This is a genomic window from Amycolatopsis roodepoortensis, assembly GCF_014873915.1.
GTDB classification, from domain to species: Bacteria; Actinomycetota; Actinomycetes; order Mycobacteriales; family Pseudonocardiaceae; genus Amycolatopsis; species Amycolatopsis roodepoortensis.
In genome coordinates, this window is the sequence record NZ_JADBEJ010000004.1 from 306165 (window position 1) to 324053 (window position 17889).

The following is a 17889-nucleotide window of genomic DNA, read 5'->3' on the forward strand; positions in this document are numbered from 1 at the left end:
TTGATAGTAGGTAGTGAGCAAGGTCGCACACTTCGCGAATACGCCTGGCAAAGACGGTAAAACCGACCTCTTGCCGATTACCCTCAGGGGGTATATCCTGGCCGCGCCAGATACCCTCCACCCGTATATCCAAGGAGGTACCGATGGCTTCACAACAGACGATGTCCGCCAATCGGTCCACGTGGCGCACTTCACCGGGCGACCGCGCAGCGAGTACGCAGTGGGAGGACATCGGCGCCGCCCTGCTCGGCCTGTGGATCGTCATCGCCGTTTTCCTCGACGGCCGCGCGCACTGGCTCGGCTTGCCGGACTCCTTCTTCACTCCGTGGCACGGAGCTCTCTATGGCGGACTAACGGCGCTCGGCGGCTGGCTTGTCGTGATGGGCTGGCGGCGGCGGACGACTTCGGGGCTGTCCGCGGTCTTCGCGCCTCCTCGGGGATATGGCTGGGCACTGGTCGGGGCGGCCGTGTTCGCGGCGGGCGGTGCCGCGGACATGATCTGGCATGAGACCTTCGGTATCGAGGCGGGGATCGACGCACTGCTGAGCCCGTCGCACCTCCTGCTGTTCGCGGGCGCGGGCCTGCTCCTTTCAGGCCCGGTGCTGGCCGCGCGAGCCAAGGAGAACGACCAGCCGAAGACACGACTTCTGCCGATTGTGGTCTCCGTTCTCGCGCTGTCAGCGGTGGCCGCGTTCGCGTTGAGCTTCCTGTCGGCGTTCCTCACCGATTCGCCCCTGCAAGCGGTGGGCGACTTCCCCGAAGGAACACCGGAACACGTCGCCACCGAATCGAGGGCGGTGGCCGGCCTCGGCAGCTTTGTCGTGACCTCACTGGTGATCGTGCTGCCGTTGGTCTATCTGCTCCGCACCTGGCGGCTGCCTTTCGGTGTTGTGACCGTATTCGTCGTGACACACGCCGCCCTGGCATCCACTGTGGTCGATTTCGGCTTCACCGGGGCCTGGCCCATCGTCGCGGCCGCGGCCGCGGGCCTGATCGCCGACACAACGCTGGACTTCATGCGTCGATCGGGGGCCTCCTCGCGCGCCCTGGCCTTGGCGACGGCCGCCGTGATTCCCATCCTGCTGTGGTCGGCTTTGATGCTCACCCTGGAGTTGACGCGTGGGCTTCAGTGGTCTGCCGAACTGACCGGCGGCGTGGTCGTCGTGTCGGCGATGGTGTCGGTCGTGACAACCCTGCTCAGCGATCACCGAACGCCGGTCGCCACGACAAGGTAGGCGGTGCCCATCCAGCGGCGGAGACCGCGCGTGACGGTGTCCGCGGGGCGTTCACGCCGACGGGTCCACTTGCCCAGAAAGCGATCGAACGGCGGGACCGCCGGAGTCAGGTCGTAGTGGACGACGTCGACGGGACGAAGTCCAGCCTTTCGCATACGTCGCCACAACGACCCGGCAGGGAGAGCCCGGATACCGGACTTCGGCACACAGTGCCGTCGGTCGGCTGAGCGGCCGAGCAAACCCTCGGCCCGGCCCAGCAGTCGAAGAAGTGGCCAGTACACACCCCACTCGAACAGCCGGTATGGGCTCAGTGGATTCAGCATGCTGACGAGGACCGTCCCGCCTGGACGCACAACGCGTTCAAGCTCCCGCAAGACAGCGACAAAGTCGCAGTACTCCAGCACTCCCATCGCGACCACGACATCAAAGCTGGCATCGGGGAACGGCAACGCTTCGGCCACGCCGACCACCAGTTCGACCTCGGCATCCGCCGTGTTACCCGCGGCCTCGACGATCATCGCCGGCGATCGGTCGACGGCGGTGATCCGGAAATCACCAGGACGAGCATCGAGCACACGCTGAACGAAGACGCCCGGGCCGCAGCCGACGTCGAGCAGGTCACCACCGGGACATCGGCCCAAGACCTCGAACACGGCATGGAGTCTCGAAGAGAAGTACCGCTGAGGCGGTCCCGACACCTGATGCGAGGCGGCGTAGGCGGCCGCGAACGCCGGGTCATCGAACCGGGTCCGGATGTCCGCACAGCCGGAGGCGCTGTCCGGATCGACGTCTCGCGCCTGGTGGCGAACCTTCATTCCGCCCTCCCCACAGCATCAACTATCTTGATTAGTATTCAAACTACTACCCCAGATAGGAGCAGGACAAGGCGCTCCGCTGCACACTGTCTGACTGCCGCCAAGTGGTACGATGAGACCTAGTAGACAGCGCACGCGATAGCGCCGAACAGGGCCATGACGGCCAACAAGGAGGTCTTATGCGCGGTCTCGGTGACCTCGAGAGTGCGGTGATGGACATCCTTTGGCGTGCCGACACCCCACTGAAGGTCCGTGAAGTACTCGAGCAACTCGACACCGGCAAGGACCTCGCCTACACCACGGTGATGACGGTGCTGGACAACCTGCACCGCAAGCAGTGGGCAGAACGCGAACGGCAGGGAAAGGCGTTCGTCTACCACCCCGCGCAGAGCCGGGCTCAAGCCGCCGCGAAGTCACTACGGGATGTTTTGAACGAGTCCGGCGACCCCGAAGCGGTCCTTCTCCACTTCGCCACGACGGTGTCCCCCGAGGAATCAGCGGTGCTGCGCAAGGGCTTGCGCAGAACGGCCCGCGAATGACCGCGGCTCTGGCGCTCCTGCTGGGCGCGGGCCTGACCGGCTGGTTCACGCCTGGCTTGCTGAACAGGATCGATCCGGCCCGTGCAGACCCCCTGGCGCTACTCGTCGCCTGGCTGCTGGCCGCCGTCGGCGTTCTTGCCGCGACCGTCACGGGAACCGTGCTACTGCTGTCTCCAGGCCACGGTGTCGGCGTCACCGTGATGTCGATCGTCAACGAGTGCCTGGCGGCGATCTCCCACGGCACTCCCCCGCGCGCCGAGGTCTTCGTGGGCCTGGCAGGTATCGCGCTCGTCTCGCTCTTGACCCTCCGGTTCGCCGTCATCGTCGTGCAATTCGCTCGACGACGTGCTCGCACCCGTCGACAGCATCTCGAGACCCTGCAAATGGCCGCCCGCTGCGACGACCGCTGTCCCCGGACCTGGTGGCTGGACCACGATGAACCGATGGCGTTCAGTTATGCCTATCGCCAGGGGGTCATCGTCGCCACCGAAGGTCTCGAACGGCATTTGTCGGCCGCCGAGGTCGCCGCCGTGCTGGCCCACGAGCGCGCCCATCTGCGCGGCAAGCATCATCACGTGATCACTTGGGTGGACGCACTCGCGAAGGCCCTGCCGTTCCTCCCGCTCTTCCGCCAGGCACCTTCCGCCGTGCGCGAGCTCGTCGAGCTGGCCGCGGATGTCGCCGCGGTACGCGAACACGGCGCCGAAACGGTGCGCACGGCGCTCCTCAGCGTGGCCGGGCACGGCACTCCGGACGGCACCCTGGCCATGGGCGACAGCGGCGTGGAGCTGCGGCTCGCCCTGCTGGCGAACGGCAGCGCACCCGCGGGGCCAGTGAAGCGAACCCTGTCGTGCGTTGTCGCCGCCGCAACGATGACCACGCTTCCGATGATCACCGGGGCCGGCGTTCTGCTCTCGGTCGCTGTCGTCGCTTGCCCGCTGACCGGAGCCTGAGCGGCATCAGCGTCAGGATCGCGCCACCGGCCACGACTGCATCAGCAACTCGGCGTTCCACTGCTGGCGGACCGACAAAGCGGCCATTGCGACGATGAGAATCACGACGACGCCACGCCGCCATCGCCGCGGCAACCGGATCTCCAGCCAACGACCGGCGACCAACCCGACGCCGGAGCGGACCAGTACGCAGAGAACCGCGGCGGCGAGCGGGAAGATCAGCGGGTTGTAGCGGGCAGCAGCAGCCGCGTCCCCGGTCAGCAAGAGGAAAGTCGCCCGTGTACCACCGCACAACGGGTCCATGACGCCCAGATAGTGCAGTGGTCCGTGGAGATCGATCGTCGGCACGCCGACCACGCGCAACGTCACCGCCCCCACCAAGAAGACAGCGGCCGCGATGGTCAGCCCACGATGGCGATCGCGATCCAGGGAGACGAGAACCTGACCGGTCACAGTCCCGCCCAGGGAAGCGAAGTCGGCAACGGGCGGGTGCGAACCTGGGGTACAGGAACCAGATCCGCGCCCGCCGCGCCGAAACGAGTGACCAGCAGGGAAACTCGCACGAGTGGAATACTAACCACGATAGTACCCGGTACGCAATCCCTGCCTCCATGTCACTCGCCAAGCCGATCGCAGACGCCCCAGTGAGCTACTAAGGTTTATAGTAGAGCCCTTGGACCCGGACTCGAGGAGGCGCGATGGCCGGCTACTGCCCACTCGGCGTCTCGGCGTCGGCTTACCTGATCGACATCCTCGACGAGACCGAACGAGCGGACTTCGAACGCCATATCCGGTTTTGCCGGAGCTGCCGCCGGGAAGTCGATGACCTGACACCGGTCGTCCAGCTGCTTCAAGCCATGAAGGCCGACATCGCAACGAAGAAGCGGGCCCGCCCCGCCCGGAGTCCGTAAGTCCTCCCGAAACGGCAAACGTCACACCGGCGACCTATCTACTAGAACCCGTAGTAGTGGCGTCGGCGGGCGATCCAACCCGACAGCGAGGAGCGACAGTGACGGTCTTCGGCACCCACGTGCCCATTTCGAGCTGGACGCTGGTCGCCCTGGTTGCCGGCTGCTTGCTCAGCCTGCCGTTGGCCAAGCCGCTCGCGGAACGCACAGGCTGGGGCAGGAACGCCACCCTGACGACGCTCATGCTGCTCGCCGCCAGCCTGGCCATCACCCTGACTCCCGGTGAAGACTCGGGCGTCTACGAGTTTCACCCCTGCCTGTCCATCGGAACCACGGATCCGATCGACGGGCTCCTGCATTCCGGCGGCGGCCTTGGTGGCACCCTGCTCAATGCCCTTCTGCTGCTCCCCCTGACCTGTGCGGCAACCCTGGCGACCAGGCGTGTGCTGCCGATGTTGCTCTTCGCGTTCCTGCTTCCCGCGCTCATCGAGCCGATGCAGACGCTGATCCCAGGCCGCTACTGCAGCCTGTCCGACCAGGCCGCCAACACGGTCGGCGCCGCGCTAGGCGTGGCGCTCGGCTACCTGCTGCTCCGGCGAGCGAGCAGGAGTGGATCCGATGGCGCCACGCCCGAACAGTCCCCCGGTCAGGGCCGCCGGGAAGCGCGGTAGCCCAGTCCCTCGATCGCCTCGACCACGTCCTCGACGCTGCTTCGGTCCGAGTCCAGCTCGACGGTGCTGATTCCCTTCTTCACGGTCGTCTGCGTGCTCAGCACGCCGGGGAGGTCTTCCAGGGCGTCGTCGACGAGCAAGGCGCAGCTGCCGCAGTGCATGCCGTCGACCTGGAAGATGACCGTCTCGGTCGATGCCATGGTGGACTCCTTGATTCAGACGATGGTGATGACGCCGGTGTACATGCCCATGCCGCAGGCGTAATCCAGCCGTCCCGGCTGCAGGACGCCCAGATCGATCCGGGTCTCGCCCCTGACCGGCAGAACCTTCTGTTCGTCACGGATGACGAACGACCGAACGCAGCCCTGCGCCCCTTCCGACTTCACCACCAGCGTGGTGGGCACCCCGGATTTCGCCTGAACGTTCTCCGGGCTGTAGGAGCCGGTGCGCGCGGTGATCACCACGGTCTGCTTCCCGTCCACTGTGGATGCGGCCGCGGTGTCGGCAGCTGCCTCCGAGCCACCGACGGCTTGGGCGATGCGGCTGGCGGCCAGCGGTGATCCGGCGAGTTCCAAGCCTCCGTTGAGGGTGTAGAAGCCCATCGCCAGCACCACGAGCCCGGTCACCAGGGCCAGCCTGCCTTGCCACGCCGTCGCGGCCTTGCGGGCGGCGTAGCCGAGGATCGCGAACAGCGGCCCGGTACCGAGCACGAACACCGCCATCGTCGCCGCGCCGGCGAGCGCGCTGCCCGAGGTCAGCGCCAGGGCTTCGACCGACAACGTCACCCCGCACGGAATGAGGACGGTGGCCAGGCCGAGCAGTGCCGGAGCCAGCGCGGCCTGCGACCGGGCGCGGTGCCGGACGATCTTCGTCCACGAGATCGGCGGTTCGACGACCACCCGGCGGAAGCCGGGCACGCCGAGCTGCGCCAGCCCGAAGACGATGATCAGAAGACCGGCGCCGATCTGGAGCCAGGTGCGGGCGCCGACGGACAGTTCGACGGCGCCGCCGACGGCTCCCAGTAGCGCGCCGAGCAGTGTGTGCGAAATCAGTTTGCCCGCGAGGAACCCGCCGACCGGCGCGAGGTCGTCACCGAGCTGGGCGCGCCAACCCCGCTGATCCACCTCTTGTTCGGACCGGGCTCGTGTGTTCCGGTGATACTGCGTTCGGCCCTTGGCGCGGCGAGCCGGCGTGGCCGGCGAGGCGGTCGCCGCCTTTTGGCGGGTGATCAAGCCGGTCAGTAGTCCACCTTGGACCGCGGCGCAGGACACGCCGCCGGCGAACAGGCCGGTGACTAGGACAGCAGCAAGATTCATGCGAAAAGCCTCCTGCGAGGAAGTAGAGAGAAGCCGGTGAGCGCTAGTCCGGCACGGCGACCGGAGCGTGCGGTCGGCCGTGGCGCGGGCAGACTTCTCCTACGTGCGCAGAAGGCAGAGTTCTTCGAGCCGCGGGGTACGAGACCACACGGCGGGGGCCACCACAACGCGTACTCGCCTTGAAGCCGTCATCAGGCGTCGCAACCGTGAAGGTGGCAACGCCGCGACGGCCGCGACGACCGCGAAAAGCAAGGCGAGGCAGGTCGCCAGCGTCCCGCCCAAACCCTGGTGGTCGAGCATTCCGCCGCTTTCGGCCGCACAAGGAGCGGCAGCAACCCGCATCTCCGTCGACGATCCCTCGTGGCTCGCGGCGAAATCACAGGCGATATGCGTCTCCACCTGGCCCATGCCGTGCGCCATCGGCATGGCCATGCCTTCGGTGCATTGCAGGCCGACCGCGAACGCCACCCCGGCGAGAACGGCCAGCACGGCGACAAGCCGTGCGAGCTGTCCTCGCACGGCTGTCGTCTGGCGGGCTGTCCGCGTCACGACGGCGATGATACGGAGCCCGTTCGTCAATTCCGTGTTCGGCTCCCTCCGGAGTTCCGCCTACATCGACCATTTCGTCTCTTACCGTAGACAGAGTGTCTCGAAAAAGGCTAGCGTGTGCGCTCGAACCCACCGAAGGGACGCCGCAGTGACCACACCACCTGACCGTCCGGACAACTCAGCCGACGCCGAACCCGTGCACCGGCCGGAGCCGAGGCCTCGCTGGGTACTCGCGGTCGTGGCGGTCGCGATCACGCTGGTCGTCGTCTTCGTGGTCCTGCACCTGGCCGGCCTCAACGTCGGCGGGCACCGATGACTCCGCGACTGCGCAAGCTGTCGCTCACGGTTCACATCGCGACGTCCCTCGGCTGGCTCGGTGCCGTGGCGGCGTTTCTGGCACTCGCCATCGTCGGCCTGGCCACTGAAGACAACCAATCCGCACGGGCGCCGTACCTCGCGACGGAGATGGTGTCGTGGCTCGTGATCGTGCCGCTGAGCTTCGCCGCCCTGATCTCGGGCCTGATCCAGTCCTGGGGAACCGCGTGGGGATTGCTACGGCACTACTGGGTGATGTTCAGGCTGCTGCTCACAACCTTGGCCACGATCGTTTTGCTGGTGCACACGCAGGTGATCGACCACGTCGCGGCCACCGCCGGGCAGCCCTCCTTGCCACTGGAGCCGTTGTCCGGCATGCGAACCCAGCTGGTCGTCGACGCTACCGCCGCGATCCTGATCCTGCTCGCGACCACGGCTTTGGCCGTCTACAAACCGCGAGGCCTGACGCGCTACGGGCAGCGCAAAGCGAGGCGCGCGTAGGCTGATCAAGTGCCCAAGATCTGGAGTGAGTCGATCAAAACGCATCGCCAGGCAGTGCGGGACGCGGCTTTGGACACCGCCGCCGCCCTGGTCGGAGAACGCGGCCTGACCGGCGTCACGATGTCGCACATCGCCGAGCGCGCCGGGATCAGCCGCGCGACGCTGTACAAGTACTTCTCCGACGTCGAGGCGATCCTGATCGCCTGGCACCAGCGCCAGATCACTCGTCACTTGAACCTGCTCACCGCGGCGAAGGATCGCGCCACCGACCCGCTGGGACGGCTCACAGCGGTACTCGAGACCTATGCTCTGATCTCCCATGAACATCACGGCACGGCACTGGCGGCCTCGCTCCACCGAGGCGAGCACGTCCAACACGCCAAAGAGCATCTCCAGGGTTTCGTCGAGACACTGATCGCCGACGGGGCAGGATCCGGCGACCTTCGCGAAGACGTTCCACCCGCCGAGCTCGCCACCTTCTGCCTGCACGCGCTTACCGCGGCCGACGGGATGAAGTCGAAGGCCGCAGTCCGGCGACTTGTCCAGGTCACCCTGAGCGGGCTGCGTCGCCACCCGTGACGACCGCGGCAGGTAAAGACTTGCCAAAGAACTACTATCGCACTTAGTATGGGTAAGGTCAGAGCGCTCTTGCAGCGTTCCGTACCGCCCGCGTCGACCCTCCCCCTTGGCGACACGTGTCGGCGGGTGTGGGGTCCCACATGACTCCGCACCCGCTTTTTTCTATCGCCGACACGATATGGTCGATCCGATTAATCGGAATTCCCACATGCCAAGATTCGGCTAATCGCGCGATCACACTGCGTTCAAATAGAGCTCGCCGGAAACTACCATGGGTAGTAGACCTAGGCGAGATCGAGTGAATTCTTCGCTACTAGTAGAACTAGTACGATTGAAGGTGGCAGACGGAAGATCTTTGCTGATACGGTCCGATAACTGTGAGGGGCTATCCGACTACGCCGCGTCGCAGAGTGGGGCCAATGCTATGGCTCGTCACTCTGCTCTTTTGGCTTCTTTCGCTGCAGCTGGGCCAGTGTTTCCCGCAAGCACACGCCCACGCGGGTGAACATGGCACCACCAGCGCCGCGACGCATGCCCCACTGGCCGACGACTGCGAACCTGAGCACCACGCACACCGGCAACACACGACCACGGACGTCATTCACCGCAGCACTCGAGGAACGACAGATACGACATGGTCGGTAGTTTTCCTCGAGAATACGTTTACCGGATTATTCCGCTCACCGGTTCATTCCTCCGTCCATGGAAGCCCGGGACGTGATCCGTGCCTAACCGGACGCGCCTTGCTCATCAAGATCTGTGTCACGCGAACGTGATCGGACTGAACGACCCAGCCGACCCCGTTCCGTTCGACCGTCGCGACCCGCGACGATTCACTGAAAGAGATCTCGATGAGGACACCCCTGTCCGCCAACGGCTCGACCGTGTCCGGGACCACCCTCCCCGGCCAGAGGACCAGCACGCACGGCCGCAATCCGGCCAGTGCGGTCGGCAACACCCCGGTGCTGTGGATCGATGAACCGGATGCGGCGCCGGGCCGCGGCTTCTGGGCGAAGCTTGAAGGATTCAATCCCGGCGGGATGAAAGACCGCCCGGCCTTGCACATGATCGCCCGCGCACGGGAGCGGGGCGAGCTGGCTCCGGGTGCGCGGATCGTGGAATCGACCAGCGGCACGCTGGGACTCGGCCTCGCGCTCGCCGGAATCGTCTACGGCCACCCGGTCACCGTGGTCACCGACCCCGGTCTCGAACCGATCGTGCACCGGATGCTGGCCGCGCACGGCGCCCGTGTCGAGCTCGTCACCGCGCCGCACCCCACCGGCGGCTGGCAACAGGCACGCCGGGACCGCGTGCAGCAGCTCCTGGCCGAAGAGCCCGGCGCGTACTGCCCCGACCAGTACAACAACCCCGACAACGTCGCCGCCTACGAACCGCTCGCCCTGGAGCTCGTGGATCAGCTCGACCGTGTCGACGTCCTGGTGTGCTCAGTGGGCACCGGTGGCCACTCGGCCGGCGTCTCGCGTGTCCTGCGCGAGCACTACCCGCGGATGAAGGTCGTCGGCGTCGACACCATCGGTTCCACGATCTTCGGGCAGCCGGCGCGACCTCGATTGATGCGCGGGCTCGGCTCCAGCATCTACCCGCGCAATGTGGACTACCGCGGTTTCGACGAGGTCCATTGGGTAGCGCCGGCCGAAGCGGTGTGGACCTGCCGTCGGCTCGCCGCATCCCACCACGCGACAGGCGGGTGGAGCGTCGGAGCGGTCGCACTCGTTGCCGGTTGGCTCGCGAGGACCGAAGCTGCCGACACGCGGATCGTCACGATCTTCCCCGACGGCCCCCACCGCTACTTCGACACCGTCTACAACGACGACTACTGCGCGGCGAACGGCCTGCTCGGCCAGACGCCCGCGGACGAGCCCGGCGTCGTCGACGGTCCCTTCGACCAGGTCGTCGAGCGGTGGACACGCTGCGCCCACGTCATCGACCCGTCCGAGGTGCGGGCGTGAAGGACCTGGTCGTCAAGTTCAGGTCGTTCGACCGGCCTTCCCAGTTGTTGATGCTGAACCAGTTCACCATCAACCTGGGCTTCTACATGCTGATGCCTTACCTCGCGGGGCACCTGTCGGCGGATCTGGCGCTGGCGGGCTGGGCCGTGGGGCTCATCCTGGGCGTGCGGAACTTCTCCCAGCAGGGCATGTTCCTGATCGGCGGCACCCTGGCCGACAGGCTCGGCTACAAACCGCTGATCGTCGCCGGATGTGCCCTGCGGACGGGCGGGTTCGCCCTGCTCGGCCTGGTCGATTCGGTTCCGGCGCTGATCATCGCCTCGGCGGCCACCGGCTTCGCGGGTGCGCTGTTCAATCCCGCGGTGCGGGCCTACCTCGCCGAAGACGCCGGTGAGGAGCGGCGAGTCGAGGCCTTCGCGTTGTTCAACGTGTTCTACCAGGCGGGCATCCTGCTGGGCCCGGTCGTCGGACTGGTCCTGACAAGCTTCGCCTTCCAGGTGACGTGCCTCGTCGCGGCCGCGGTGTTCGCGGTCCTGACCGTGCTGCAGATCCGATCCCTGCCGCCCCGTTCGCGTCCCAAGGGCGATCCGGCCGCACGGACTTCGATCCGGCAGGACTGGGCGACCGCGTTCGGCAACCGCTCGTTCGTGCTGTTCTCGCTCGCGATGATCGGCTCGTACGTCCTGTCGTTCCAGGTCTACCTCGCACTCCCCCTCGAAGCTCGTCAGGTCGGCGGCCCCGGAGTGGCGGGGACCACATTGGTGGCGCTGCTGTTCGCGGTGTCAGGAGGTTTGGCGATCGCGGGACAGCTGCGGATCACCGCGTGGTGCAGGCGACGGTGGGGCTCCGGCAAGTGCCTCGCCGTCGGCCTTCTTCTCATGGGATCGGCGTTCCTCCCACCCATGCTCACCGCGGACGCGACGGCAGGTCCGGTCGCGTTGAGCTGGGCATCGCTGATTCTCTCCGCCGCCCTGCTCGCACTCGGGACCATCGTGGTCTTCCCGTTCGAAATGGACACGATCGTCGCCCTCTCCGGCGGCAAACTGGTGGCGACGCACTATGGGCTGTACAACACCGTGGTCGGCGTGGGCATCCTCCTCGGCAATTTGCTCACCGGCACCGCGTTGGACATCGCGAGAAATGCGGGTGTACCAGCGGCACCCTGGGCTGTCCTCGCCGTGATCGGAGCCGGTTGTGCCTGGTGCCTGCGTGCGCTCGACAAGGCCGAACGTCTCACCCCGGTGGCGGCGTGAATGCCGCGACCCTGCCGCATCCGCCGAAGCAGATAGGTAACCTTGGGTCATGACGGCGAGCGCGCTCAGCAGAACCCAGCAGGTCTTCCTGCTGGGCGTGCTCGCCTTTTGCCTCGTGGCGATGCACCACCTGACGACGTCGACAGGCATGCCGGAGATGTCTCCGGCGGCGCAGGCCGCCGGCGTCGGGCACGGTGAAGGAACCGCCGCCACCGAGCAGGACGGCGACCATCCCACCTCGCCGCACGACGACCACGGCTTTCTGCACCTGTGCCTCGCCGTACTCGGTGCGGTCGGTGCGCTGATCGCCGGTCTGGGGCTTCTTTTCCGCTTCCGCCGGTCCCATCCGGTGTACCGGGCGGCCGAACCGGCCGGCCCCCGCGCCCCGCCGCCACCGTCCAGGCCTCCGGACCGGCCCGGCAGACTGATTTTGAACTCCTTGTGTGTGTTGCGCGTGTGATGGACGGGTTTCCTCGTCGATCACACTCATTTCAGCAAGACAAACAAGGATGTATTCACCATGCGCAAATCACTGATCGTCAGCGGTGTCGCCATGGCCGCCGCGCTTGTTCTCGCGGGCTGCAGCGGCAACGACGCCGGAATGTCCGGCATGGATCACAACAACTCGTCGGCGGCTCCGTCGTCGGGACAGCAGGCCGGCCAGAACGCGGATGACATCGCCTTCGCCCAGCAGATGATCGAACACCACAGCCAGGCACTGGACATGTCCAAGCTGGTGCCGTCGCGCAGCACGAACCCCCAGGTCATCGACCTGGCGAAGCGCATCGAGAAGGCTCAGGACCCGGAAATCCAGCAAATGAAGGCGTGGCTGGCTGCTTGGGGCGCGGGCCCCGCGGCGAGCTCGAGCATGCCTATGGACCACGGTTCGATGTCGGCGCCCCCCAGCGCGCCGACTACCGGGATGGACCACGGATCGATGTCCGGCATGATGACCGAGGCCGAAATGAAAGAACTCGAGCAGGCCAAGGGTGCCGACTTCGACAAGATGTGGCTCGGCATGATGATCCGGCACCACCAGGGCGCCGTCGACATGGCGAAGACCGAACTAGCCAAGGGTTCCAACGCCGACGCCAAGGCGCTCGCCCAGAAGATCATCGACGCCCAAGAGGCCGAGATTCGCGAGATGCAGGGGCTGCTCCCGCAGGGCTGATTCATCGCCGCCGGGCGCTTTCCGCGCCCGGCGGCCGCCCGCCGGGTCTCGACGGGATCCCTCGACTGTAGGTACTATTACATCTAGTACTACTTGCCGTAGATCTCTTCCGACTCAGACAACAGGTGATCGATGTCGCGTCATGCGCTCCGGATCGTCACGCCGACCCGAAGCCACCTCGTGCAGCTCCTGCACTCATGGACACAGGAGCCTCGCGTCTTGCACATCGGCGCAGCAGGCGAGGACATGAAGGCAGCCCTCGTGACTGCGGGATTCCTGGTGACCGTCGCGACCAATGTGGACGATCTCGACATCACCTTGCCTGCCGGAACCTACTTCGACTCGATACTACTGAACTCGGAGTCCTTGACAGGACGGGAAAGTCTACGTTCTCAGATTCTCTTGCTACGCAAGGCCGCCGAACACGTCACAGCGAACGGCGTTGTCCTCGTGGAAGTGCGCCCAGCGACGTCGCCGGCGCCAATCGAGCCGCGACACGGCGCGCACATCCACATCGCCGATGAGCTCGATCTGATCGCCGAGATGGCCGGACTGCGTCGCGTGCACCGCTCTCAGCTCATCGATGACTCCCATGAAGAGATCCTGGCGAGCCTGTACCGGCGCAAGCCGTAGTGACCATCACATTCCGGCTTATCGCTACTCTATGCCATCTACCTAGTACTAAGTGAAATAGTGGACAAGTGCGGCTCGTTACCTTACGGTGACCCGCGGGCCTTCGGGGCGGTCCGTGACCAGGCTCGAAAACACGACAGGAGATCCAGCACCCGTGACACCGCACCGACGCCGTACGGCTTCACTGCGCGTCTTGACTGCCGCCGTTGTTCTCCCGCTCGGATTGAGCACGATCCCCGCGAGTGCGCAACCGGCGCCGCCACCCGCCGAGGCGCAGGATCCGATGTCTCGCTACCAGCGCCTCGGCGCCGACGCAGCGAAGGCCGAAGAGGATTTCTCCGCCGCACAGGATGACCTAGCCGCGCGAAAAGCCACAAGCGCCAAGGCTGACGCCGATCTCGCCGCCGCCAACGCGGCATTGGCGGACGCGGAGGGCTCCATCACGAAGTTCCGGGGAGAGGTCGACAAACTCGTCGCCGCGAACTTCCAGGGAGCGTCTTCGGTCAACCAGCTCGCGGCCTTGCTCGACAGCAACAGCCGGACGGAGTTCCTGCAGAAGTCCGCGGCCATCTCTCTCTTGTCCGGGCAGAAGGCGGACGCGCTCGCCGGGCTGAGGACCGAGCTCGACAAGGCAGCCAAAGGCCGGGCACAGGCGGCAGAAGCCCAGAAAACTGCGAGCGAGGCGACAGCGGCCGCGCAGTGGGCGGTGGACCAGGTCACCAACCGGAAGGCCGACCTCGACCGGCAGATCAAGCAGGTTCGTCAGGCACTGGGGGCACTTCCGGCGGAGGACAAGGCCAAACTTGGCAAGGTCCAGGACAGCGGTTCTTATCTCGGTCCGCCCGGAGCGGCGAACGACGCGCTGCAAGCCGCACTGTCCAAACGGGGCTCGCAGTACGAATGGGGTGCCACCGGCCCCGCCGAGTTCGACTGCTCCGGCCTGACTTCCTGGGCCTACCGCCAGGCGGGCGTCAACATCCCCCGCACCAGCCGCCAGCAGTACACAGCCGGAAAACCGGTCTCCCTCGACCAACTGCAGCCTGGCGACCTGCTGTTCTATGACGACGGGACCGGCAATCCCGGTGCCATCCACCACGTCGGCATGTTCGTGGGCAGCGGGAAGATGGTGGACGCTCCGACCGAAGGCCAGCTCGTTGACGTCCGGTCCATGAAGGGTGACGGGCACCTGATGGGCGCGAGGCGCATAGTCGGCTGACCAGGGCAGGACGGTATCCTTCCTGCCAGGAGGTGTCATGCGTCGGTTGGGCGAGCTTGAAGCCACGGTGATGGACGTGCTGTGGCGCGGTTCGGAACCCATGTTGGTCCGCGAGGTGCTCGAGGAGATCGCCAAAGAGCGGGAACTGGCGTACACCACGGTCATGACCGTGCTGGACAACCTGTACCGCAAGGAATGGGTCGTCCGCGAGATGGAAGGCCGCGCATACCGCTACAGAGCGATCACCTCGCGTGAGGAATCCACCGCTCAGACTCTTCGCGACGTGCTCGACTCGGCGAGGGACCCGGAATCGGTGCTGCTGCACTTCGCGCAGTCGGTCTCCGAGGAAGAGTCGGACATCCTGCGCCGCGCCTTGCGCCGAAAGCAGCGAAAGCGGTGATCCCCGCCGCCGCGCTGCTCCTCGGCGTCCTGATCGTCGGCTGGTGTTCCCCACCGGTCCTGGCGAGATTCGGGACGCCGCAGGGCAGCCCGGCGGCGGCGATCACCTGGTGGCTCATGACCGCGATCGGTCTGCTGGTCGGCACGGTCGGCGGCGTGCTTCTTCTCGCGCTGCCCGGTCATGGCCCCGCGGATCAGATCACGCGCTTGATAGACGCCTGTCTGTCCACGATCAGTCATGACGGCATACCGTCCCTCGACCTGGTGGTCGGCGGTACGGCGGGAGTTCTGCTGACGTTCGCGCTCTTCCGGCTGCTCGTGTCCTCGGTCAGGCGCCGACAGCGCCGCAACCAGCTGCACGAGCGGCATCTCGACGCCTTGCGGCTGTCCGGATCGCGGTCATCGGATCGCGTCCGGACCTTGTGGCTACCTCACGAGCACCCGATCGCCTACAGCCTGGGCGGACGCCGTGCCATGATCGTCGCGAGCGACGGATTGCGAACCCGGCTCACCCCCGCCGAGCTGCGAGCGGTGCTCGCCCACGAGAACGCTCACGTCCGTAGCCGTCACCACCTGCTCACCGGCTGTGCCGACGTGCTGGGCAGGACGCTGCGCTTCGTCCCGCTTATGCGAGAACTGCCGAAAGCGATCAGCCTGTTCGTCGAATTGGCCGCAGACCGGACGGCGGCCGCGGAATGTGGAGCCGGTCCGGTGCGGTCGGCGTTGCTCACCATCGGGGCCACTGGCGGGCCGAGGAAAGCACTCGCGATGTCGGGCGGTGACACCTCGATCCGGCTCAGCCGGCTCGAGGATCGTCAACGGCTGCCCTTGCGGTCCGGCACGACCAGCGTCGTCGGCGGTGTCGCCTGCTTGACCGCCCCTGCAGTTGTCGCCGTCGCCCTCATGGGGGCGTTCAGTCTGGCCTTCTGTTGATAGCCGGCTCAGCCGACCGGCAACAGGTCCGATAGCCCAGTACGCAGCAACAATCGGCGGATCGTCGCTGAGGTCAGGAATTGAAGGACGACGCGGTCGGCGACACAACGATTGTTGAGGCCAATCAGAGCAGAAAGGCCGGTCGAATCACAGAAGTCCACCGCCTTCAGATCGACCACCATGGTACTCGGCACCGGATCCAACGCTTGACTGAATTCCGCGGTGAGGGACTCGGGCGTCACGAGATCGAGGTCGCCGGACACGATGATGATCACGTGCCCAGGATCGGCACTGGCGGTCACCACTGACAGCGGCTCCGCCCTGCCGCCACTGTCTCCGTCTGGCACCGTCATTCCTTCCTTTGGCCCCCTTCGAAAGTATCGCAAGACCAGGTGAAACGCCGCGTGGAGGGCAGACCTGGAAACGGTCTCGCCCTCCACGCGGTGGTACAGCCGGTCATCGCACGACCGCCGGGTCACCTCCGGCAACTTCGCTCGGCGCGCTCCGGGGGAAGCGCAAGGTGGCCATGGCCAGGAAGCCACCGGCGATCGCGATTCCCGCGGCGCCGAGGAACGCGGCCGAGTATCCGCCGGTCAGCGCGACCGGGTCGCCGACCTGTCCCGCACCGGCCGATACGGCGACCGCGGTCATCGCGGCCAGGCCGAGCGCCGAGCCGATCTGGTACGAGGTGTTCACGATCCCGGACGCGAGGCCGCCTTCCTCCGGTTTCGCGCTGGAGATGGCGGTGCCGAGCGACGGGATGAACGCGAGCGCCTGGCCGAGCGCGGCGACCAGTGAGGCGGGCAGGACGTCGACGACGAAGTTACCGGTCGGGCTGACGAACGACAGCCACACCAGCCCGGCGGCGAGCGCCCATAGGCCACCGATGATCATCTTCTTCGGCCCGAAGCGGCCGATCAGCTTCGGCGCGACGGCGACCATCAGGACGACGATCAGCACGGTCATCGGCAGCAGCGCCGCACCGCTGGCGAAGGCCCCGTATCCGAGGACCTGCTGCAGGTACAGGTTCAGGAAGTACCACATCGGGATCCACGCCGCGCCGAGCAGGAACTGCGCCAGGTTCGCGCCGCCGAGGTTCGGCGTCCGGAAGATACCCAGCCGCACCAACGGAACCTCACGCCTGCGCTGGATCAGCACGAACACCGCGAGCAGGGCGATGCCACCGGCCAGCGCGCCCCACGTGCCCGCCGAGTCCCAGCCCGCTTCCGGGGCGCGGACGACACCGAACACGGTCAGGCCGAGGCCCGCGGTCGCCGCGATGGCGCCGACGATGTCGACCGAGCCACGCCGGGCCGGGGCGGACGGCATCAGCTTGCCGGTCGCCACGATCGCGACCACCGAGATCGGGACGTAGAGCCAGAAGATCCACGGCCACGACAACCATTCGGTGATCACACCGCCGAGGAACACCCCCGCGGTACCACCCGCCGGGGCGGCCGCGCCGTAGAGCGCGAGCGCCTTGGTCAGCTCACGGGGACGCCCGCCGAACAACATCATCAGCAGGGTCAGCGCGGACGGCGCGATCAGTGCCGCTCCCGCGCCTTGCAGCACCCGCCCGAGCAGTTCGACCCAAGCGGTGCCCGCGACCGCGGCGACCACGGAACCGCCCAGGGTGACGACCCAGCCGGCGGTGAACATCCTCCGCGCGCCGAACAGGTCCGAGAGGCGTCCGCCGAGCAGCAGGAGCCCGGCGAGCGCGATGACGTAGGCGTTGAACACCCACGACAGGTCCCCCGGGGAGAACCCGAGGTCCTGCTGCATGGCGGGCAGTGCGACGCCGATGATCGAAGTGTCCATGATGACCATGAACTGGGCCAACGCGATGAGTCCCAGCGCCCACCACCGTCGTGGGTCCGGGGTTGTCTCCGCCATGACGACCGTCCTTTCAAGTCCAATTACCCCTAGGGGGTAT

Annotated in this window: 23 protein-coding genes; 16 read left to right on the forward strand and 7 right to left on the reverse strand. The window is 66.5% G+C overall.

The window, feature by feature from the left end:
* Positions 1-143: 143 nt before the first annotated feature.
* Entirely contained in the window at positions 144-1235 is a 1092-nt protein-coding gene (locus H4W30_RS11945) for a hypothetical protein (RefSeq protein ID WP_192742907.1), read from the forward strand.
* Here the strand turns inward: H4W30_RS11945 and H4W30_RS11950 are convergent.
* Complete coding sequence (locus tag H4W30_RS11950; protein WP_192742908.1) at positions 1205-2050, reverse strand: class I SAM-dependent methyltransferase; 846 nt, start codon at positions 2048-2050, stop codon at positions 1205-1207. The two genes, H4W30_RS11945 and H4W30_RS11950, sit on opposite strands and share 31 nt — an antisense overlap.
* Positions 2051-2229: 179 nt before the next feature.
* On the opposite strand from H4W30_RS11950, the gene H4W30_RS11955 reads away from it, so the two are divergent.
* Together H4W30_RS11955 and H4W30_RS11960 are read left to right on the forward strand one after the other, a co-directional pair.
* Positions 2230-2589, forward strand: coding sequence for a BlaI/MecI/CopY family transcriptional regulator (locus H4W30_RS11955; RefSeq protein ID WP_192742909.1), 360 nt, complete (start codon positions 2230-2232; stop codon positions 2587-2589).
* On the forward strand, positions 2586-3542 hold the full coding sequence (locus H4W30_RS11960; protein ID WP_192742910.1) for a M56 family metallopeptidase: 957 nt from the start codon (positions 2586-2588) through the stop codon (positions 3540-3542). The genes H4W30_RS11955 and H4W30_RS11960 overlap by 4 nt, the downstream gene beginning before the upstream one ends.
* Before the next feature lie 12 nt (positions 3543-3554).
* On the opposite strand, the gene H4W30_RS11965 is transcribed toward H4W30_RS11960, so the two are convergent.
* Entirely contained in the window at positions 3555-3995 is a 441-nt protein-coding gene (locus H4W30_RS11965; protein ID WP_192742911.1) for a DUF2752 domain-containing protein, read from the reverse strand.
* Between the two features lie 245 nt (positions 3996-4240).
* Here H4W30_RS11965 and H4W30_RS11970 point away from each other — a divergent pair, with 245 nt between their 5' ends.
* Both H4W30_RS11970 and H4W30_RS11975 read left to right on the forward strand, forming a co-directional pair.
* Entirely contained in the window at positions 4241-4453 is a 213-nt protein-coding gene (locus H4W30_RS11970) for a zf-HC2 domain-containing protein (RefSeq protein WP_192742912.1), read from the forward strand.
* Between the two features lie 98 nt (positions 4454-4551).
* Positions 4552-5121 (forward strand): VanZ family protein, encoded by a 570-nt coding sequence (locus H4W30_RS11975; RefSeq protein ID WP_192742913.1) that lies wholly within the window; start codon positions 4552-4554, stop codon positions 5119-5121.
* Here the strand turns inward: H4W30_RS11975 and H4W30_RS11980 are convergent.
* The 3 genes from H4W30_RS11980 to H4W30_RS11990 form a co-directional block, all read right to left on the reverse strand.
* Positions 5097-5321, reverse strand: coding sequence for a heavy-metal-associated domain-containing protein (locus H4W30_RS11980; protein ID WP_225949291.1), 225 nt, complete (start codon positions 5319-5321; stop codon positions 5097-5099). The two genes, H4W30_RS11975 and H4W30_RS11980, sit on opposite strands and share 25 nt — an antisense overlap.
* Before the next feature lie 15 nt (positions 5322-5336).
* Positions 5337-6437, reverse strand: coding sequence for an urease accessory protein UreH domain-containing protein (locus H4W30_RS11985; RefSeq protein ID WP_192742914.1), 1101 nt, complete (start codon positions 6435-6437; stop codon positions 5337-5339).
* Positions 6438-6536: 99 nt separating this feature from the next.
* The gene (locus H4W30_RS11990) at positions 6537-6986 is read right to left on the reverse strand and encodes a DUF6153 family protein (protein WP_192742915.1); all 450 of its coding nucleotides are present in this window, start codon (positions 6984-6986) and stop codon (positions 6537-6539) included.
* Between the two features lie 148 nt (positions 6987-7134).
* Here H4W30_RS11990 and H4W30_RS11995 point away from each other — a divergent pair, with 148 nt between their 5' ends.
* The 11 genes from H4W30_RS11995 (at position 7135) to H4W30_RS12045 (ending at position 15956) form a co-directional block, all read left to right on the forward strand.
* A complete protein-coding gene (locus tag H4W30_RS11995) occupies positions 7135-7302 on the forward strand; it encodes a hypothetical protein (protein ID WP_192742916.1) in 168 nt (55 codons plus the stop codon).
* Positions 7299-7802 carry a hypothetical protein gene (locus H4W30_RS12000; RefSeq protein ID WP_192742917.1) on the forward strand — a complete coding sequence of 168 codons (504 nt, stop codon included), beginning with the start codon at positions 7299-7301 and terminating at the stop codon, positions 7800-7802. Before H4W30_RS11995 ends, H4W30_RS12000 begins: the two co-directional genes overlap by 4 nt.
* Before the next feature lie 9 nt (positions 7803-7811).
* Positions 7812-8381, forward strand: coding sequence for a TetR/AcrR family transcriptional regulator (locus H4W30_RS12005; RefSeq protein ID WP_192742918.1), 570 nt, complete (start codon positions 7812-7814; stop codon positions 8379-8381).
* Positions 8382-9232: 851 nt separating this feature from the next.
* Positions 9233-10351, forward strand: a complete 1119-nt coding sequence (locus H4W30_RS12010; RefSeq protein WP_192742919.1) for a PLP-dependent cysteine synthase family protein — start codon at positions 9233-9235, stop codon at positions 10349-10351.
* The gene (locus tag H4W30_RS12015; RefSeq protein ID WP_192742920.1) at positions 10348-11604 is read left to right on the forward strand and encodes an MDR family MFS transporter; all 1257 of its coding nucleotides are present in this window, start codon (positions 10348-10350) and stop codon (positions 11602-11604) included. Before H4W30_RS12010 ends, H4W30_RS12015 begins: the two co-directional genes overlap by 4 nt.
* Before the next feature lie 49 nt (positions 11605-11653).
* On the forward strand, positions 11654-12064 hold the full coding sequence (locus tag H4W30_RS12020; RefSeq protein ID WP_192742921.1) for a DUF6153 family protein: 411 nt from the start codon (positions 11654-11656) through the stop codon (positions 12062-12064).
* A gap of 60 nt (positions 12065-12124) precedes the next feature.
* Positions 12125-12775, forward strand: coding sequence for a DUF305 domain-containing protein (locus H4W30_RS12025; RefSeq protein WP_192742922.1), 651 nt, complete (start codon positions 12125-12127; stop codon positions 12773-12775).
* Between the two features lie 219 nt (positions 12776-12994).
* Positions 12995-13408 carry a hypothetical protein gene (locus tag H4W30_RS12030; RefSeq protein WP_192742923.1) on the forward strand — a complete coding sequence of 138 codons (414 nt, stop codon included), beginning with the start codon at positions 12995-12997 and terminating at the stop codon, positions 13406-13408.
* Positions 13409-13601: 193 nt separating this feature from the next.
* Complete coding sequence (locus tag H4W30_RS12035) at positions 13602-14624, forward strand: C40 family peptidase (protein ID WP_225949293.1); 1023 nt, start codon at positions 13602-13604, stop codon at positions 14622-14624.
* 37 nt (positions 14625-14661) lie between these two features.
* On the forward strand, positions 14662-15024 hold the full coding sequence (locus tag H4W30_RS12040) for a BlaI/MecI/CopY family transcriptional regulator (protein WP_192742924.1): 363 nt from the start codon (positions 14662-14664) through the stop codon (positions 15022-15024).
* Positions 15021-15956 carry a M56 family metallopeptidase gene (locus tag H4W30_RS12045; RefSeq protein WP_192742925.1) on the forward strand — a complete coding sequence of 312 codons (936 nt, stop codon included), beginning with the start codon at positions 15021-15023 and terminating at the stop codon, positions 15954-15956. Before H4W30_RS12040 ends, H4W30_RS12045 begins: the two co-directional genes overlap by 4 nt.
* A gap of 8 nt (positions 15957-15964) precedes the next feature.
* Here H4W30_RS12045 and H4W30_RS12050 read toward each other — a convergent pair whose 3' ends face one another.
* Positions 15965-16309 (reverse strand): STAS domain-containing protein, encoded by a 345-nt coding sequence (locus tag H4W30_RS12050; protein ID WP_192742926.1) that lies wholly within the window; start codon positions 16307-16309, stop codon positions 15965-15967.
* Positions 16310-16412: 103 nt separating this feature from the next.
* Entirely contained in the window at positions 16413-17849 is a 1437-nt protein-coding gene (locus tag H4W30_RS12055; RefSeq protein ID WP_192742927.1) for an MFS transporter, read from the reverse strand.
* Positions 17850-17889: the final 40 nt, after the last annotated feature.

Excerpts from the sequence above, each read along its gene's own strand:
- H4W30_RS11945 (WP_192742907.1), top strand. The coding sequence starts at position 144 with ATGGCTTCACAACAGACGATGTCCGCCAATCGGTCCACGTGGCGCACT.
- H4W30_RS11950 (WP_192742908.1), bottom strand. The coding sequence starts at position 2,050 with ATGAAGGTTCGCCACCAGGCGCGAGACGTCGATCCGGACAGCGCCTCC.
- H4W30_RS12020 (WP_192742921.1), top strand. The coding sequence starts at position 11,654 with ATGACGGCGAGCGCGCTCAGCAGAACCCAGCAGGTCTTCCTGCTGGGC.
- H4W30_RS11955 (WP_192742909.1), top strand. The coding sequence starts at position 2,230 with ATGCGCGGTCTCGGTGACCTCGAGAGTGCGGTGATGGACATCCTTTGG.
- H4W30_RS12040 (WP_192742924.1), top strand. The coding sequence starts at position 14,662 with ATGCGTCGGTTGGGCGAGCTTGAAGCCACGGTGATGGACGTGCTGTGG.
- H4W30_RS12055 (WP_192742927.1), bottom strand. The coding sequence starts at position 17,849 with ATGGCGGAGACAACCCCGGACCCACGACGGTGGTGGGCGCTGGGACTC.
- H4W30_RS11970 (WP_192742912.1), top strand. The coding sequence starts at position 4,241 with ATGGCCGGCTACTGCCCACTCGGCGTCTCGGCGTCGGCTTACCTGATC.
- H4W30_RS12010 (WP_192742919.1), top strand. The coding sequence starts at position 9,233 with ATGAGGACACCCCTGTCCGCCAACGGCTCGACCGTGTCCGGGACCACC.
- H4W30_RS12025 (WP_192742922.1), top strand. The coding sequence starts at position 12,125 with ATGCGCAAATCACTGATCGTCAGCGGTGTCGCCATGGCCGCCGCGCTT.
- H4W30_RS11980 (WP_225949291.1), bottom strand. The coding sequence starts at position 5,321 with ATGGCATCGACCGAGACGGTCATCTTCCAGGTCGACGGCATGCACTGC.
- H4W30_RS11985 (WP_192742914.1), bottom strand. The coding sequence starts at position 6,437 with ATGAATCTTGCTGCTGTCCTAGTCACCGGCCTGTTCGCCGGCGGCGTG.
- H4W30_RS12050 (WP_192742926.1), bottom strand. The coding sequence starts at position 16,309 with ATGACGGTGCCAGACGGAGACAGTGGCGGCAGGGCGGAGCCGCTGTCA.
- H4W30_RS11960 (WP_192742910.1), top strand. The coding sequence starts at position 2,586 with ATGACCGCGGCTCTGGCGCTCCTGCTGGGCGCGGGCCTGACCGGCTGG.
- H4W30_RS12000 (WP_192742917.1), top strand. The coding sequence starts at position 7,299 with ATGACTCCGCGACTGCGCAAGCTGTCGCTCACGGTTCACATCGCGACG.